Origin of the sequence: Pseudomonas sp. Wu6, from assembly GCF_019891515.1 — a bacterium.
GTDB lineage: Bacteria > Pseudomonadota > Gammaproteobacteria > Pseudomonadales > Pseudomonadaceae > Aquipseudomonas > Aquipseudomonas orientalis_A.
Genome location: NZ_JAFLXH010000037.1, coordinates 21,147 through 36,170, shown reverse-complemented (window position 1 = coordinate 36,170; position 15,024 = coordinate 21,147). Strand labels below are relative to the sequence as shown.

General features: G+C 60.7%; 14 protein-coding genes and 1 tRNA gene. 5 read left to right on the top strand and 10 right to left on the bottom strand.

Annotation, left to right across the window (positions count from 1 at the left end; all coding sequences use genetic code 11):
* Positions 1–14: 14 nt before the first annotated feature.
* A complete protein-coding gene (locus J1G34_RS21990) occupies positions 15–185 on the top strand; it encodes a DUF2986 domain-containing protein (RefSeq protein ID WP_065895488.1) in 171 nt (56 codons plus the stop codon).
* On the opposite strand, the gene J1G34_RS21985 is transcribed toward J1G34_RS21990, so the two are convergent.
* The 3 genes from J1G34_RS21985 to J1G34_RS21975 all read right to left on the bottom strand — a co-directional run bounded on the left by J1G34_RS21985 (position 157) and on the right by J1G34_RS21975 (position 3,045).
* Complete coding sequence (locus J1G34_RS21985) at positions 157–1,152, bottom strand: GlxA family transcriptional regulator (RefSeq protein WP_065936394.1); 996 nt, start codon at positions 1,150–1,152, stop codon at positions 157–159. The two genes, J1G34_RS21990 and J1G34_RS21985, sit on opposite strands and share 29 nt — an antisense overlap.
* 4 nt (positions 1,153–1,156) lie before the next feature.
* Positions 1,157–1,699, bottom strand: coding sequence for a cysteine hydrolase family protein (locus J1G34_RS21980; RefSeq protein ID WP_122461433.1), 543 nt, complete (start codon positions 1,697–1,699; stop codon positions 1,157–1,159).
* Between the two features lie 134 nt (positions 1,700–1,833).
* Positions 1,834–3,045 carry a YeeE/YedE family protein gene (locus tag J1G34_RS21975; RefSeq protein ID WP_065883250.1) on the bottom strand — a complete coding sequence of 404 codons (1,212 nt, stop codon included), beginning with the start codon at positions 3,043–3,045 and terminating at the stop codon, positions 1,834–1,836.
* Between the two features lie 837 nt (positions 3,046–3,882).
* On the opposite strand from J1G34_RS21975, the gene J1G34_RS21970 reads away from it, so the two are divergent.
* Both J1G34_RS21970 and J1G34_RS21965 read left to right on the top strand, forming a co-directional pair.
* Positions 3,883–4,164, top strand: coding sequence for a BrnT family toxin (locus J1G34_RS21970; protein WP_065883251.1), 282 nt, complete (start codon positions 3,883–3,885; stop codon positions 4,162–4,164).
* Positions 4,165–4,167: 3 nt separating this feature from the next.
* Positions 4,168–4,536, top strand: a complete 369-nt coding sequence (locus J1G34_RS21965; protein WP_065895484.1) for a BrnA antitoxin family protein — start codon at positions 4,168–4,170, stop codon at positions 4,534–4,536.
* A gap of 84 nt (positions 4,537–4,620) precedes the next feature.
* Here J1G34_RS21965 and J1G34_RS21960 read toward each other — a convergent pair.
* Together J1G34_RS21960 and J1G34_RS21955 are read right to left on the bottom strand one after the other, a co-directional pair.
* Positions 4,621–4,696: transfer RNA gene (locus J1G34_RS21960), tRNA-Asn, on the bottom strand.
* 54 nt (positions 4,697–4,750) lie between these two features.
* A complete protein-coding gene (locus J1G34_RS21955; protein ID WP_130138892.1) occupies positions 4,751–5,653 on the bottom strand; it encodes a LysR family transcriptional regulator in 903 nt (300 codons plus the stop codon).
* A 100-nt stretch (positions 5,654–5,753) separates the two neighbouring features.
* Between J1G34_RS21955 and lldD the strand changes: the two genes are divergently transcribed.
* Together lldD and J1G34_RS21945 are read left to right on the top strand one after the other, a co-directional pair.
* Positions 5,754–6,890, top strand: a complete 1,137-nt coding sequence (lldD, locus tag J1G34_RS21950; protein ID WP_128876318.1) for an FMN-dependent L-lactate dehydrogenase LldD — start codon at positions 5,754–5,756, stop codon at positions 6,888–6,890.
* Between the two features lie 305 nt (positions 6,891–7,195).
* A complete protein-coding gene (locus tag J1G34_RS21945; protein ID WP_065895481.1) occupies positions 7,196–8,122 on the top strand; it encodes a GGDEF domain-containing protein in 927 nt (308 codons plus the stop codon).
* 21 nt (positions 8,123–8,143) lie between these two features.
* Here J1G34_RS21945 and J1G34_RS21940 read toward each other — a convergent pair whose 3' ends face one another.
* From J1G34_RS21940 to trhO, 5 genes are all read right to left on the bottom strand, one after another.
* Positions 8,144–8,917, bottom strand: coding sequence for a TenA family transcriptional regulator (locus J1G34_RS21940; protein WP_262411909.1), 774 nt, complete (start codon positions 8,915–8,917; stop codon positions 8,144–8,146).
* 75 nt (positions 8,918–8,992) lie between these two features.
* Positions 8,993–11,455 carry an EAL domain-containing protein gene (locus tag J1G34_RS21935; RefSeq protein WP_222994626.1) on the bottom strand — a complete coding sequence of 821 codons (2,463 nt, stop codon included), beginning with the start codon at positions 11,453–11,455 and terminating at the stop codon, positions 8,993–8,995.
* Positions 11,456–11,526: 71 nt separating this feature from the next.
* Positions 11,527–13,311: an ABC transporter ATP-binding protein gene (locus J1G34_RS21930; RefSeq protein ID WP_222994640.1), complete on the bottom strand. Its 1,785-nt coding sequence runs from the start codon at positions 13,309–13,311 to the stop codon at positions 11,527–11,529.
* A gap of 7 nt (positions 13,312–13,318) precedes the next feature.
* The gene (locus J1G34_RS21925) at positions 13,319–13,957 is read right to left on the bottom strand and encodes a DsbA family protein (RefSeq protein WP_065895479.1); all 639 of its coding nucleotides are present in this window, start codon (positions 13,955–13,957) and stop codon (positions 13,319–13,321) included.
* Positions 13,958–13,960: 3 nt separating this feature from the next.
* Positions 13,961–14,902, bottom strand: a complete 942-nt coding sequence (trhO, locus tag J1G34_RS21920) for an oxygen-dependent tRNA uridine(34) hydroxylase TrhO (protein ID WP_122560524.1) — start codon at positions 14,900–14,902, stop codon at positions 13,961–13,963.
* Positions 14,903–15,024: the final 122 nt, after the last annotated feature.

Here is a 15,024-nt window from a genome sequence, read left to right as displayed (position 1 = left end):
CCAGGCCCACGCACATGAACCGCCAGAAAAAACTCCAGCAGCTTTTCAAGGCCAAGGCCAAAAAGGCCAACGCCAAACTGGCGCCGAAAAGCAAAGATAAATACATCAGCAAGGCGGACCGCTTGAAGCTCGAAGCCGAGGCGGCTCAAGCCCCAATCACGCCTGCCGAGACGCCTGCTCAATAAGGCGCATTGCCGACGGCGTGCCCGCTTCATATTTGCCCCAGATACGCCGCAGATGACGCGCCGAACCAAAGCCTGCGCGCTCGGCCACCGTTTCGATGTCCAGGCTCGACGCCACCAGCAGCTCGCGGGCCACGGCCAGGCGCAGACGGTGCAGGTAATCCAGCGGGCTGATGCCGACATGCTCGTGGAACAGGCGCGCCAGATGGCGGCTGCCGGTGCAGGCCAGGTTTGCCATGCGGGTCACGGTCCAGGCGTCACACGGGGCGGCGGCAATGGCGTCCTGTACGCGATGGACGGCCGGATGCAGGTGATTGCGCCCGGTGATCCACGGCGATAGCTGCGGGTCAGTGCCGCTGCGGCGCAGGTACACCACCATATCCCGCGCGACGGCGCATGCCAGTCTGGGCCCGGCACGCTCGGCGACCAGGTGCAGCATCATATCGATACCGGCGGTGATCCCGGCGCTGCAGCTGACCGGGCCATCGGTGACGTACAGGCGGTTTTCCAGGACCCGTGCCTTGGGCGCCAGGGCCTGGAGGGTAGCGCACAGCGCGTGGTGGGTGGTGCATTGGCGCCCGTCAAGCAGCCCGGCGCGGGCGGCCGTCAGTGCGCCGGCGCACACGCATATCAAATGCTCGGCAGACGGCGCAAACACCGTTTGCAGCCACTGCACCAGGCTGTCGCTGGCGGATTCGAAGGCGCGCAGGCCGGCTTCGTCTGCCTTCATGCTTGAGCCCACCAACACCACCAGGGTGCCGGGCGCCAGGCTGGCCGGCAAAGGTGCCAGGCCCGTCAACGGCAAGCCGATGGAGGTGTGCAGGGACGGCACCGGGCTGACGTAGTGCAGCTCGAAATCCACCGCCGCCGGGTCATCCATCTGCGCGGCCAGGCGCAATACTTCGGCAGGCCCGGCCAGATCCAGCATCAGCACATTGGGCAACAACACGAACAGCACCGGCACGCTCATTGATTCACCCCGCCAATGCCTGGGCGACGGTGACGATGCGCGCAAACCGGCCTTCCAGCACCAGCTCCGTACGCTCGCGAATCTCGGCCGGGGTGTACACCCGGCCGCTGCGGGCGTGGGTCATCGGGAACGTCAGCGTGGCCTCACTGACGAAGTCGACGTTGAACCCGCTGTCCGAGGCCTGCCGCGTGGTGGTCTCGCAGCACTGTTCGGTACGAATACCACTGATGATCAAACGGGTGACGCCCATCTCGATGAGACGCGCGCCCAGCGGCGTACCGGCGAAGGCGCTGTGGTAGTGCTTATGGATGACCAGCTGCGGATCGATCGAAAGCTCGCTCAATACCCTGACGTTACCCGATGCCAGCGAAAAGGCGCCCTGGTCCTCCACATGAAACACCTGCACCACCGGGATGCCTTGCTGTACGCAGCCATCAATAAGGGCCTGCTGGTTTTCCAGGTAGCTCGACAGGTCGTTTTCGGACCAGTAGGGTGCATGCCGAAATGAATGCTGGGCGTCGATTACGATCAGGGCTGTGCGGCTCATGGTAGGTCCTTCAGGCTTGGATTAGGGGCCGATACTGCAAATCATGGTAAAGCCCTCTTCAGGATCGTAACAGGCGCAAGGCGGACCGTCTCGGGACGGATTCGGACATGCCAGGCAAACCTGGAGCCGCTCGCTCAGCAACCGTTCAAGGCCACTTGAGGCCGTTCGCCAGCGAAAAAGAAAGGTCGCAGCCGCACGCCCACGCTATTGCCGATAAACGCAGCCACCAGCCACAGCCAGCCGTGCAGGCTGCCCGAGGCGATGCCGCTGAAGTAGGCGCCAATGTTGCAGCCATACGCCAGGCGCGAACCATAACCGAGCAACAGGCCACCGATGACCGCCGCGATCAACGAGCGCGCCGGTATCTTCAAGCTCGGCGCAAACCGTCCGGCAAGGCCCGCGGCCAACAGCGCGCCAAGCACGATGCCGATGTCCATGACGCTGGTGATGTCTTCCCAGACCGGTGCGGCCAGGGCCTTGGCGTTGGCCGGCATCTGCCAGAACGCCCAACTGGCCACGTCTACCCCCAGCCCACTCGCCACCTTGGCGCCCCACAGCGCAAACGCTGAAGTAATCCCCCACGGCCGCCCGGCCAGCGCCAGCGTGGCATAGTTGAGCAAGGCGAGGCCTATCGCCCCCCACACCAACGGCCAGGGCCCACGCAGGAAGCGGCGCAGCCCTTGATGCTCGCTGGTGACGCCGGTTTCAAGTTGGCCATGGCGGGCCTTCTCCAGGCGCACGCTGACCAGCGCGATGACCGCGAACACCGCCAGGCTCAGGAGCAACGCCGGCAGTACGCCGAAACTTTTGACGATTGAAACCGGCGCAAACGACGGCAAGGCAAACCACCAATCGACATGATGGGTGGCGATCAACGATCCGCAGATAAAGAACAACAGGGTCACCAGCATCCGCGCATTGCCGCCACCTACGGTGAACAGGGTGCCCGACGCGCAACCGCCGCCCAGCTGCATGCCGATGCCGAAGATAAACGCGCCAAAGACCACCGACACCCCGGCCGGCGCCACCAGCCCGACCACCGGCTGACCGAACAAGGTCCCCGCGCCCAACGCCGGGAAAAACAGCACCACCGCCACCGCCAGCATCACCATCTGCGCGCGCAACCCGGCGCCACGCCGATCCTTGATAAACACACGCCAGGCCGAGGTGAAACCAAAGGCGGCGTGATACAGCGTCAGGCCCAAGGCGGCGCCGACGATCAGCAACACAACCTGGCGCATGCCCACCGCGCTTTGCAGAAACAGGGCGCCTGCCACCAGGATGAGAAAGGCCACCAGGGGCGCGACCGGCTTGCGTGCCGGCGTCAGGGAAACAGAGGTGCTCATGGGAATCTCGACGTATTTGAAGGTGGCCAGTATAAACCCGACGGGATAGCGGTCGGGCGATAAGCCCCGAGAACGCCCGCGTGGCGGATGCGCTGACCTGGGATATAGGCGTGGCGACGCGGTGCACAGGAAAGCCCAGCCTGGACGCAGAACCGAAATTACCGGCCGAGCGCGAGTTGTTATTGAGTCGTTAAGGGCCTATGTTAAATTCAGCCCAGTGGTTAATGGATATTTCGGTTATGGAGAACGCATCATGTTTGCAGTAGGCGTGTCAATGATCGCCGTAGGCCTGGGCACCGCAAACCCTGCCTTTTGGATACCCGGTTGTGTCTTCATGGCGATAGGGTGCTCCCAAAGAGGCAATCGTCGAGGCTGATGGCTGGGGTTAAGTGAGGGTGCATTAGCACTGGATCAAATTGATGATCGTCGCCGTGCACTTGCTTGCCGCGGCAAATCCCACGCAAAAAAAAGCCTGCATCTCTGCAGGCTTTTCTCTATCTGGCTCCACGACCTGGACTCGAACCAGGGACCCAATGATTACCAGTTATTTGCCAACGCCACCAAGGCAAAACGTTACACCCCTCCCCCCAAACCGCCTTTAAAAACCCTCTGCCTGAGCCTGCGGGTCAATCCAATCATGCCTTCCGACAATCGGAACTGAATGTGGCTACGTAAGGGGTCGCCCGCGACTTACGGAAATACCTGAACGATTTCTGCAAGATCAAACTTCAACTGATCGAGTGGGAAATAGCGCCTCCAAACACGACCCATCCGGGCTGTGCCGTTCCTTGATGGCCGATCCATTTATCCGCTTTTTATACATATAAAATATGCATAATGAAAACATTCATGGTTCAATTCGACAATGCAAAAAGCCTCTCCAACGAGCGCAAGCACAGAGGCATAAGCCTTGCTGATGCAGAGCCGGTGTTTTATGACGAGGCAGCCCTGACCATGCAAGACCGCGATCACGCAGAAGAACGCTGGGTGATTATGGGCACAGATGCAAAGGGGCGCGTATTGGTGGTGGCCTACACCTATCGCGACCCCAACTGCGTACGCATTATCAGTGCACGGCTTGCATCCAAAAATGAACGGCGCCAGTACCTGGAAGTTTGAACCATGAAAGACGAATACGACTTCAGCAGCGCCAAACGCGGCGCCATCGCCAGCAACAAAGGAAAAACCCGCATCACGATCATGCTGGACGATGCGGTGATCGAAGCCGCCCGTGCGCGTGCGGAAAATGCCGGCACCGGCTATCAGACTGTCATCAACAACCTGCTGCGACAGGCGTTGGTTTGCCCGGACGCACATGACCTCGCGCCTGTTTCGAACAAACAAGCCAAAACCCTGCAAGTCATCAGCAACGGCATCAGCGTCTCAGAGGTCGAAGCACTGGAGCAACAGCTGATAGCGCTCGCCGGTGAATTGAATCGAATGCTTGCTACCCCAAAGCCAACCAAGCCAAAAAGCAAATCTGTCCCATAACCATCATCGCCCTGCTTTAAAGCCGGTTAATTCGTCAAATCCCACGCAAAAAAAAGCCTGCATCTCTGCAGGCTTTTCTCTATCTGGCTCCACGACCTGGACTCGAACCAGGGACCCAATGATTAACAGTCATTTGCTCTACCAACTGAGCTATCGCGGAATGCGCCGTATGTTACTGATTAAAAAGAAGAAGTCAAGCCTCCTCTAAGATTTTTCACGACTGTAAAGGCTGACCGGTCGAAATCGCCTGCTCCCTGGCCAGTTCCAGCCACGCCCGGGCTGCCGGTGGCAAGTGGGCGCTGGCGCGCCAGGCCAGGGCGATGTGCCAGTCGGTGTGGGGTTCGTCCAGGGGGATCAGGGCAATGCCGGCGTGCTGGTGTTTGTGCGCCAGCATCCGCGGCAGGAACGCCACGCCCAGGCCGGCGGCGACCAGGTCGACGATAAAGTCGATCTGCCCACTGCGGGCCGTTACCTTTGGCACGACGCCCTTGCGTTCGCAGGCGGCGAGGATTTTCGCGTTGAGGGCGAAACCGGCTTCGAACAGGATGAACGCAGAGTCCGCCAGGTCGGTGAAGTCGATGCGTTCGCGGCGCGCCAGCGGGTGGTGGATGGGCAGCACGGCGATCAGCGGTTCGTTGCGCACCGGCTGGTAGTCGAAACACTCATCCACCGGTAGCAGCAATGCCGCCAGGTCGACCTCCCCCGCCTCCAGGCATTCGCGCAGTTTTTTGCTGCCGTACTCGGTGAGTTCGATGTCGATGTCGGGGTAACGCGTGCGGTAGGTGGCAAACATTGCAGCAAACAGTACGCCGCAACCCACCGGCGGCAGGCCGATGCGCAGCACGCCGCGCTTGAGGCCACGCAGGTCGTTGATCTCGGCAATCAGGTCGTTGCGTTCAGCCAGCATCACCAAGGCCCGACGGTAGGCAATTTCGCCAGCGGCGGTGAGTTCGTTCCGGTGGCCGAGACGATTAAGCAACGGGGTGCCCAGTTCCTCCTCCAGCGTCTTGACCGCTTTGCTGACCGTGGACTGGGTCAGGGACACCACGTCAGCCGCCTGGGAAAACCCGCCCTGGCGTACCACTTCAACAAACGCCCGCAGGGTTCGCAGATTCATCAGTATTCCCTTTGCGACTCGATTGCAGCGATAAAAGTTGTTTTTATCATGCCAGAATTTTGCTTATCGTGGAGCGCTTCGCCGAGTGGAGCCCCTCTACATGATCATTTCGTCCGCATCCGATTACCGCGCTGCCGCCAAGCGCAAGTTGCCGCGCTTTCTATTCGACTATATCGATGGCGGCGCCTACGCCGAGCATACGCTGCGGGCCAACAGTTCGGACCTGGCCGAGATAAGCCTGCGCCAGCGCATCTTGCGCAATGTCGACAACCTGAGCCTGAAAACCTCGTTGTTCGGCCAGGAGCAGGCCATGCCGGTCATCCTCAGCCCGGTCGGTTTGACGGGCATGTATGCCCGGCGCGGTGAAGTGCAAGCGGCCAAGGCGGCGGCGAACAAAGGCGTGCCCTTCTGTTTGTCGACGGTGTCGGTGTGCTCGATTGAAGAGGTGGCATCGCAAAGCCCGCAGTCGATATGGTTCCAGTTGTACGTGCTCAAGGATCGCGGCTTCATGCGCAATGCGCTGGAGCGCGCGCAGGCCGCGGGGGTGACGACACTGGTGTTTACCGTCGATATGCCGACCCCGGGCGCGCGTTATCGCGATGCCCACTCCGGCATGTCCGGCCCCTATGCCGCGCAGCGGCGAATGCTGCAAGCCATGACCAAGCCGCAATGGGCGTTCGATGTGGGGTTGATGGGCCGTCCCCATGACCTGGGCAATATTTCCCGGTACCTGGGCAAACCCACGCACCTGGAGGACTACATAGGCTGGCTGGCCAACAACTTCGATCCCTCGATCAGTTGGAAAGATTTGGAGTGGATTCGCGACTTCTGGAAGGGGCCGATGATCATCAAGGGCATCCTCGACCCACAGGATGCCAAGGATGCCGTGAGCTTCGGAGCCGACGGCATCGTGGTCTCCAACCATGGCGGCCGCCAGCTGGATGGCGTGTTGTCTACCGCCAAAGCGTTGCCACCGATTGCCGAGGCCGTCGGCGATGACCTCACCGTGCTGGTGGATTCCGGCATTCGTTCCGGGCTAGACGTGGTACGCATGCTCGCCCTGGGGGCCAAGGCCTGCCTGCTCGGGCGCGCCAGCGTGTACGCGTTGGCCGCCGACGGGCAGAGCGGTGTGGAAAACCTGCTGGATATCTTCGCCAGGGAAATGCGCGTGGCGATGACGCTGACCGGTGTCACGTCGATCGAACAAATTGACAGTTCCACGCTGGTAGCCCGGTAATCCTGCGACTGTCCAGCCAGATAAATGACGCCACGCGCTGTCGATTGTTTTTCGAGCCTGGGCAGTCAATTGATTCCTATGGCTATTTAATAAATAAAACGATTTGGCATGAATCTCGCTCTAACGCCTCTCAAGCAGGTCAAGCGATGACAAGACGTGTGGCAGTGCCCCGGGCTTATAACCCGGCGTAAAGCGGTTTAGACTGATCCCCAATGTTTTACGGAACTGAAGGACCAGTAAGACGCCTGGCACTTGCCACTCTCATCCGCCTGTAAGACAGTCATGTGCTTAGAGGCCGCGCACCCATGAAAACACCCACCCAGACCAACGCAATTGACTTTGACAGTGCCAAATTGCAACGCCTGGGATTTGGTCAGCCATCCCTGCGTTCAGCTCGCCCCGCCACCCTTGGCCAGCTCCGCCAGCAACTTAACCAGCAATTGCAAACCAGCCTCGAGCCGGAACGCATCCTTGGCCTGTTCTTTCGCGAAATCCAGCGCCTGGTGCCGCTGGATGCCTTGCAATACCGCCACGTCACCACTGACCTGCGCCTGGAGTTCGGCCAACGCGGCCATCATTCGATGAGCTACACCTTGAGCCATGATGGCGAGCACCTGGGCGAGTTGGTGTTCCGCCGCAACCAGCGCTTTATGGAAGAGGAACTGGGCCAACTCGAATCCCTGTTGGCGGCCCTGCTGTATCCGATGCGCAATGCCCTGCTCTACCGCGCCGCCACCCGCAGCGCCTTGCGCGATCCGTTGACCGAAACCGGCAACCGCATTGCCATGGACCAGACGCTGCAACGGGAAATCGACATGGCGCGGCGGCACATGCACCCGCTGTCTCTGTTGATGCTGGACATCGACCACTTCAAGCGCATCAATGACACCCATGGTCATACCGCCGGCGACAGCGTATTGCGCGCCGTGGCTGCGGCGATCAAGGGCCAGCTGCGCAACGTGGACATGGTGTTTCGGTTTGGCGGGGAAGAATTTCTGATCCTGCTGTCCAACACCGGCCGTGATGCGGCGCGGATGGTCGGCGAACGCCTGCGCCAGGCGGCGCAGGCCCAGGACTACTGGGTAGAAGGGACGCGAATCGAATTGACGGTAAGCCTCGGCTGCTCGACGTTACTGGCGGCTGAGTCGGCTGAAAGCCTGCTGCGCCGAGCCGACAATGCCTTGTACGTGGCCAAGCGCGCAGGCCGTAATCGTCTGGCAATGGCGGGGTAATACCCCGCCATTGCCTGTGCATCACGCCTCGCTGGCAACTCGGGCATGGCGCTCACGCACGAGCGCCGGCGCCTTTTCCTTCTCTTGCTCCAAGTGCATGCAACTTTCCAGGAACAGATACATGTAGTCGTAGCTCTTGCACACGGCCTGTCGCAACTCCACCTGTAGGGCTTTGCTCGGGTTCGTGCCAGCGAGGGTGCAGATGATTTCCAGGGCTTCCCAAGGGTGCGCGTCATCGTACTGGGCGTGCATCTTCAGCCACTTCATCGCACGCTTGCGCTCTTCCTCGGGGAAGGCAGCGGCATACACGCCGGTGGAACAGACCACGGCGGACCACTCCCCCGTCGCGCCCTCGATGGCGTAGTTGGTGGCGGCAATCGCGACGATCAACGAGTCAGCCGAGCTGGTGTGCCAGCACCAATGGCTCAGTGCGTGCAACTCCGGTGGCACGTCCTGGGCCTGCAGGTCTTCAAGACTGACGCCATGGGCACGCGCCCAATTCACCCAATAATCAGCATGGTTCAATTCCACGCGAATATTGCGCATCAGCCAGCGTCGCGCCATGTCTTCGCCAGGATGACGGGCGAATTTGGTCTTGGTGAGGTTCTGTGCCATGTACAAGGCAAACTGCTCCACCACAGGCCAGCCGCCGATCAGGTAGTGGCGCATGGTCCTGGCGCTGAGCGTGTTATCACGCATGCGGTGGTACAGTTCGTGTTCGACAACTCGACGCTTGCTCTCGCTACAGTCCTGGATCAATTGCTGGGCCCAGGCGGGGTAACTTGAGGCTTCCATAAGCGGGCCGGTTCTGTTGAATGTGTCGATCACTGTAGGGCTCCTTTTTAAGTGTGATGTACAGACCGGCAAGTTTCAGCGGAAGGTGCCGGGCGCCTTGAATAACAGAGGCTGCGGCCGCACGGGTCGGCATTGCAGGCGGTCACAGGTAAACAATTGCGGGCGTTCGATCAGATAGCCTTGAGCGTAGTCCACACCTATCTCAAGTAACGCCTGTTCTATCTGCGACGTTTCAACAAACTCGGCAATTGTGCGTTTACCCATGACATGGCCGATGTGATTGATCACTTCGACCATGGCGCGGTTAATCGGGTCGTCCAGCATATCCTTTACGAAACTTCCATCGATCTTCAAGAAGTCTACAGGTAAATGTTTGAGATAGGCGAATGAGGACATTCCGGCGCAAAAATCATCAAGGGAAAAGTGGCAACCTAACGCCTTGAGTTCATTAATAAAACGAATTGCGCTGCCTAAATTGGCGATAGCGCTGGTCTCAGTTATTTCAAAACAAATCATTTCCGGGGGAATGCTGTAAGTGTCGAATTTCTCACGCAAAAACCCGAGAAAATCATCATCGCCAATGGTTATACCTGACAGATTAATCGCACACATGGCCATGGGTCGGCCCGGATGCTCATGCATGCAACGGGCGATGATCTTGAATACGTTCTCCACCACCCAGCGGTCCAGGGACGTCATCAAGCCATAACGTTCGGCCGCCGGAATAAAACTGTCGGGCAGAATGGTTCGGCCCGCTTCGTCGTGCAGGCGCAAGAGTATTTCGATGTGACCGGTGCCCGCTTCGGTATGGCCCAGAGGTGAAATCTCCTGGGAGTAAAGGCAAAAGCGGTCCTCCTCAAGGGCCATGTGCAGGCGTTGCACCCACGCCATCTCGCCAAAGCGTATGGACAGCTCCGAGTCATCGGCGTGATACACCTGCACCCGATTACGCCCCTTCTCCTTGGCCATGTAGCACGCCATATCGGCGGCGCGCAGCGACGTTTCCAGGGTGGTGGGCGTTTGCGAGATATGCACCAGGCCGATGCTGACGGTGGTCATGAACGGCCGGCCCTTCCACACAAAGTGCAGGCTTTGCACGGTGTGGCGCAGGCTCTCGGCGATCTTTTCGGCTACCGCTGCCGGGCAGTTTTCCAGGAGGATGCCAAATTCATCGCCGCCCAGGCGCGCCAGGGTATCGCCTTCGCGCAAGTCCGATTGCAGCAGCGCGCAAATGTGCCGCAGCAACTCGTCGCCCGCAGCGTGGCCGCAGGTGTCATTGACCAGCTTGAACTGGTCCAGGTCGAGGAACATCAAGGCATGCCGGCCGTTTGGCTGGCGTGACACCTGCTGCAGCACTTGCTCCAGGCGGTATTCGAATTCACGCCGGTTGGCCAGGCCGGTCAAGGCATCGTGGGTCGCCTGCCAGGAAAGATTAGCGATGTACTGGCGCTCCTGGGTCATGTCATGCAGCACCAGCACCGCGCCACTGACCTTGCCTGCGCTGCGAATCGGCGCGCCCACCAGGGTCACCGAAACGGTGCTGCCGTCCAGGCGCTGGATCAGCTTGGAATGGTCACTGCCGCCACTGAGTTCGCCTTTGATGATGTGCTCGATCAGGGTGAAGCCGTCCGGCTCGGCGTTCTCATCCAGCAATTTGAACAACGCCGCCAGCGGCAGGCCCTGGGCCTGGGCCGAATTCCAGTGGGTCAGCGCTTCGGCGGCGGGGTTCATATAGGCAATCGCACCGTCCACGTCGGTGGTGATGACCCCGTCACCAATCGACTCCAGGGTGATCTGCGCCCGCTCTTTCTCCGCCTGCAGGGCGTCGGCAAACGCGTGGCGCTGGGCCAGCAACTTGTACGTGCGCAGCAGCGCCAGGACGATCAGGCCCAGGGCCGTGGCCAGGTTAGTGATCAACAGCAGGCGCAGGATCATCCGCGAACCTTCGCCCAAGGCATCGCTGAACGCCTTGGCCGCCGGTGTCACACCTTCGTTGATCGCCGTGATACGCGCCTTCCACAGCCGCACATCGTCGGCATCGACCCGGTCAGCAGCAATGGCGTCATGCATTTGGCGAGCAAGGTCGTCCAGTTGCAACAGGTAGCCGTCGCCCACCGTCCAGAGTTCGATGGCTTTTTTCAGGTAGCTGAAATGACGAAAGTTGAGGTACAGCCAGATCAGGCTGGAGACGTCGTCCGGGTGGTTGCCGCCCTTGATGATACCCAGGCGCGCAGCCGGAATATCAGGCGTAGAACTGTCCAGGGCGATGCGCAATTCGTGCCCGCCCTGGGGCACGGCAATGGCTTGCTGATACTTGAGGTAGGTGGCGGCTTCGCGATTATCGGCGTAGAGGGTCAGGTAGTAGATGGCGTCTTTCTGGCCCTTGGACCACAGACTTTCACCTGCCACATAGCCACGCACCGCCGAGAGCACGTAGAGACTGACGCAGCCTAACAATGCCTGGAACAGCACAACGGCAATAAAGGGCCAGACAATGCCCAGCAGCCGTGGCGTTCCGAGAGTCCGCTTTTGCTTCATGAAGTCCCTTGCACATGCACAGCTCAATACGCACGCGAAAATCCGCTCCCGATAGCACAGCCTAAGCTAAATCAACGCACTTGTTGCAGGTGTCCATACAATTTGGCGTACAACCCGCCATCGGCAATCAACTGCTGATGGTCGCCATCCTCGGCGATATGCCCGCCATCGAACACCAATACACGGTCAGCCTGTTTCACTGCCGAGAGCCGGTGGGCGATGATCAGTGTAGTACGCCCACTGAGAAACCGCGCCAGCGCCTGGTGCAGGTTGTATTCGGTGGCCGCGTCCAGCGCCGAGGTGGCTTCATCCAGAATCACCACCTTGGGCTCGGCCAGGACCATGCGCGCAATGGCCAGGCGTTGCCGTTGACCACCGGAAAAACGCACGCCGGAACGCCCCACTACGCTGTCCAGGCCCAACGGCAATGCCTTGACGGTAGCATCCAGCTGGGCGATTTCCAGTGCCTGCCAGCAGGCCTGGTCCGTGCGCTCGCGGCCCATCGTCAGGTTGGCGCGCACGCTATCGTTGAACAGCGCCGGGTGCTGCAGTACCACCGCGACGTTTTCACGGATGGTCGCCAGGCCGATTTCCTGCTGACTCGCGCCGCCAAAACGAATGCTGCCGGCCTGCGGTGTATAGAGGCCCAGCAACAGTTGCACCAGGGTACTTTTGCCGCCGCCGCTGGCGCCGACAATCGCGACTTTCTCCCCCGGTGCGATGGCCAGGTTCAATTGGTCGAGCACCAGGTCGTCACCGTAGCCGAAGTCCAGGCCGCGCACTTCGATACCGACGGTCGCACGCCCGCTGAAGGGGTCCGCACCTCCGGCGTATTGCGGCTCGTCGGCGCGGGCCAGCAGCTCGTTGATGCGCGTCAACGCGCCGCCTGCCGCGTAGTAGGCGTATTGCAGGTTGAGCAACTGCTCCACCGGGCCGATCATGAACCACAGGTAACTGAACACCGCGAGCATCTGGCCGATGGACAGGTCGGAAAACAGCACGGTCAACATGGCGGCGGCACGGAAGATGTCGATACCGAACTGGAACAGCAAACCACTGGCGCGGCTGGACGCGTCGGTTTTCCATTGCGAGTGAATGGCGTAGTCCCGCACTTCCCGGGCCCGCTGGCCCAGACGCCCGAGGAAAAAGCCCTGGCGGTTGCCGGCGCGCACTTCCTGGATGGCGTCCAGGGTTTCGGTGAGCGCCTGGGTGAACCGCGAGGTGCTGTCGTTTTCGAGTTTTTTCAGGTGTTTGACGCGCTTGCCCAACTGCACCGTGGCGTAGATCACCAACGGGTTGAACAGCAGGATCAGCAGCGCCAGTTGCCAGTGCATCCACACCAGAATCGCCGACGTGCCGACCAGGGTGAGCATCGCCACCAGGAAGCGGCTGAGGGTTTCGCCGACGAATTTGTCCAGGGTGTCCAGGTCGGTGACCAGGTGGGTGGTTACCGTGCCGCTGCCCAGGCTTTCATATTCGCCCAGGGAGATGCGCTTGAGCCGCTCGATCAGGCGCACGCGGATGCGGTAGACAATGTCCTTGGCCAGCCGCGCAAACAGCCGCGCCTGCACCACGTTGAACACCAGTGCGCCGCAGCGCAGGGCCAGGGTCATCAAGAGCATCAGGCCGATATAACCGGCGGCTTTCTGCCAGCCCAGGGGCAACGCGTGGTTCATCACCTTGAGTGCGGCGTCGCCATGGCCCAGCAGCACTTCGTCGACCAGCAGCGGCAACAGCAACGGGATAGGTACGCTGCACAAGGTCGCCAGCACGGCGACGCTGTTGGCGATCCACAGGGATTTGCGGTGACGCAGGGCCAGGCGGCGGATTTCCGCCCAGGTCAGGCGGTCGCTGATGGTTGACTCATCCCGCACAGGTAGCGCGCTCCAGCCATCGGGCGAGCAACGGTGACAGCTCGTCCAGCGGCTGGTAGCCATTGGTGAGCAGCGCCAATTGGCCGTTGCGCTCGGCCAGCAAGGTTGGGAAACCGGCAATGCCCAAATCCTGCACCCAGGTGAAATCCGCTGCCGTGGCCGCGTGCTGCTCGGCACGGTCGAACTCGCCGGCAAACTCGATACGCGGAATACCGGCCTGTTCGGCCAGTTCCACCAGCACGTGGGCGGAGGTGACGTCGCGGCCTTCTACATAAAATGCATGCTGGATCAGCCCCAGCAGCGTCCAGGCGCAATCCGGCGCCAGGCTGCGCGCAGTGACAAGGGCGCGGCACGCAGGCTCGGTGTCATAGACAAACCCCTCGGGCAACGCACCCTCGCGCTTGAACGGCTGGCCGGTGGCGTCGGTCACCGCCTGCCAGTGCTCAAGGATATAGCGCCGCGTAGTCGGTTCCAGTGCCGCGCCACTGCCGGTGCGCAAGCCGCCCACCACCAGGTGCAACTCCACGCCGGCCGCCCGGGCCTGCTCAACCAGCGCCTGTGCCACCGGGGCAAAGCCCCAGCACCAGGAACACATCGGGTCCATTACATAGAGCAGGCGCGCGGACATGGTTCAAGCCTCGGAAGGGGTTTGCTTGTAGTTGAAACCAATCGGGTGCGGCATGTTACGGGCCTTCGCCAGTTCGATCTGCTTCTGCCGGTCGATGGCGCTGCGACGGGTTTTCTCCGGCAGCTTATCCCAGCAATGCGGACAACTGATGCCGGCCACGTAGTGCTCGGACGCGCGGTCTTCTACGCTGACCGGTGTGCGGCAGGCATGGCATTGATCGTAGTCGCCTTCGCTCAAATCGTGGCGCACGGTGACGCGATTGTCGAACACGAAGCAGTCGCCCCGCCACTTGGTCTCCTCCTGCGGCACCTCTTCGAGGTATTTAAGGATACCGCCTTTGAGATGATAGACCTCGCCGAAGCCTTCGCTGAGCATATAGCTCGAGGCTTTCTCGCAACGAATGCCGCCGGTGCAGAACATGGCGACCTTCTTGTGTTTGGCCGGGTCGAAGTTGGCTTTGATGTAATCGGGGAATTCGCGAAAACTGGTGGTCTTCGGGTCGATCGCGCCTTCAAAGGTGCCGATCGACACTTCGTAGTCGTTGCGGGTGTCGATCAGCAGCACTTCGGGGTCACTGATCAGCGCGTTCCAATCCTTGGGGTCGACGTAGGTGCCGACCTTTTTGTTCGGGTCCACGCCTTCCACGCCCAGGGTCACGATCTCTTTCTTGAGCTTGACCTTGGTGCGATAGAACGGCTGGTCGTCGCAGTAGGACTCCTTGTGGTCAATGTCGACCATGCGCGGGTCTTGCTTGAGCCACGCCATCAGGCCGTCGATGCCTTCGCGGCTGCCGGAAACGGTGCCATTGATGCCTTCTTCGGCGATCAGCAGGGTGCCTTTGATGCCGTTGTCGACCATCGCCTGCAACAGTGGCTCGCGCAGGGCGACGTAATCTTCAAGGGTGACGAACTTGTACAGTGCCGCCACGACGATAGGTTGAGTCATGGTTAATCTCTCCAGGTGGCTACCCTCGTAAGGGGTGAACCGGATGCAAAATGACGCCGACCAGGCGACGCGGCGGGCATTCTAGCAAAACCACGCCGCCACCGCATCGACACGCAGCCGCT

Excerpts from the sequence above, each read along its gene's own strand:
- J1G34_RS21990 (WP_065895488.1), top strand. The coding sequence starts at position 15 with ATGAACCGCCAGAAAAAACTCCAGCAGCTTTTCAAGGCCAAGGCCAAA.
- J1G34_RS21985 (WP_065936394.1), bottom strand. The coding sequence starts at position 1,152 with ATGAGCGTGCCGGTGCTGTTCGTGTTGTTGCCCAATGTGCTGATGCTG.
- J1G34_RS21980 (WP_122461433.1), bottom strand. The coding sequence starts at position 1,699 with ATGAGCCGCACAGCCCTGATCGTAATCGACGCCCAGCATTCATTTCGG.
- J1G34_RS21975 (WP_065883250.1), bottom strand. The coding sequence starts at position 3,045 with ATGAGCACCTCTGTTTCCCTGACGCCGGCACGCAAGCCGGTCGCGCCC.
- J1G34_RS21970 (WP_065883251.1), top strand. The coding sequence starts at position 3,883 with ATGAAAACATTCATGGTTCAATTCGACAATGCAAAAAGCCTCTCCAAC.
- J1G34_RS21965 (WP_065895484.1), top strand. The coding sequence starts at position 4,168 with ATGAAAGACGAATACGACTTCAGCAGCGCCAAACGCGGCGCCATCGCC.
- J1G34_RS21955 (WP_130138892.1), bottom strand. The coding sequence starts at position 5,653 with ATGAATCTGCGAACCCTGCGGGCGTTTGTTGAAGTGGTACGCCAGGGC.
- lldD (WP_128876318.1), top strand. The coding sequence starts at position 5,754 with ATGATCATTTCGTCCGCATCCGATTACCGCGCTGCCGCCAAGCGCAAG.
- J1G34_RS21945 (WP_065895481.1), top strand. The coding sequence starts at position 7,196 with ATGAAAACACCCACCCAGACCAACGCAATTGACTTTGACAGTGCCAAA.
- J1G34_RS21940 (WP_262411909.1), bottom strand. The coding sequence starts at position 8,917 with ATGGAAGCCTCAAGTTACCCCGCCTGGGCCCAGCAATTGATCCAGGAC.
- J1G34_RS21935 (WP_222994626.1), bottom strand. The coding sequence starts at position 11,455 with ATGAAGCAAAAGCGGACTCTCGGAACGCCACGGCTGCTGGGCATTGTC.
- J1G34_RS21925 (WP_065895479.1), bottom strand. The coding sequence starts at position 13,957 with ATGTCCGCGCGCCTGCTCTATGTAATGGACCCGATGTGTTCCTGGTGC.
- trhO (WP_122560524.1), bottom strand. The coding sequence starts at position 14,902 with ATGACTCAACCTATCGTCGTGGCGGCACTGTACAAGTTCGTCACCCTT.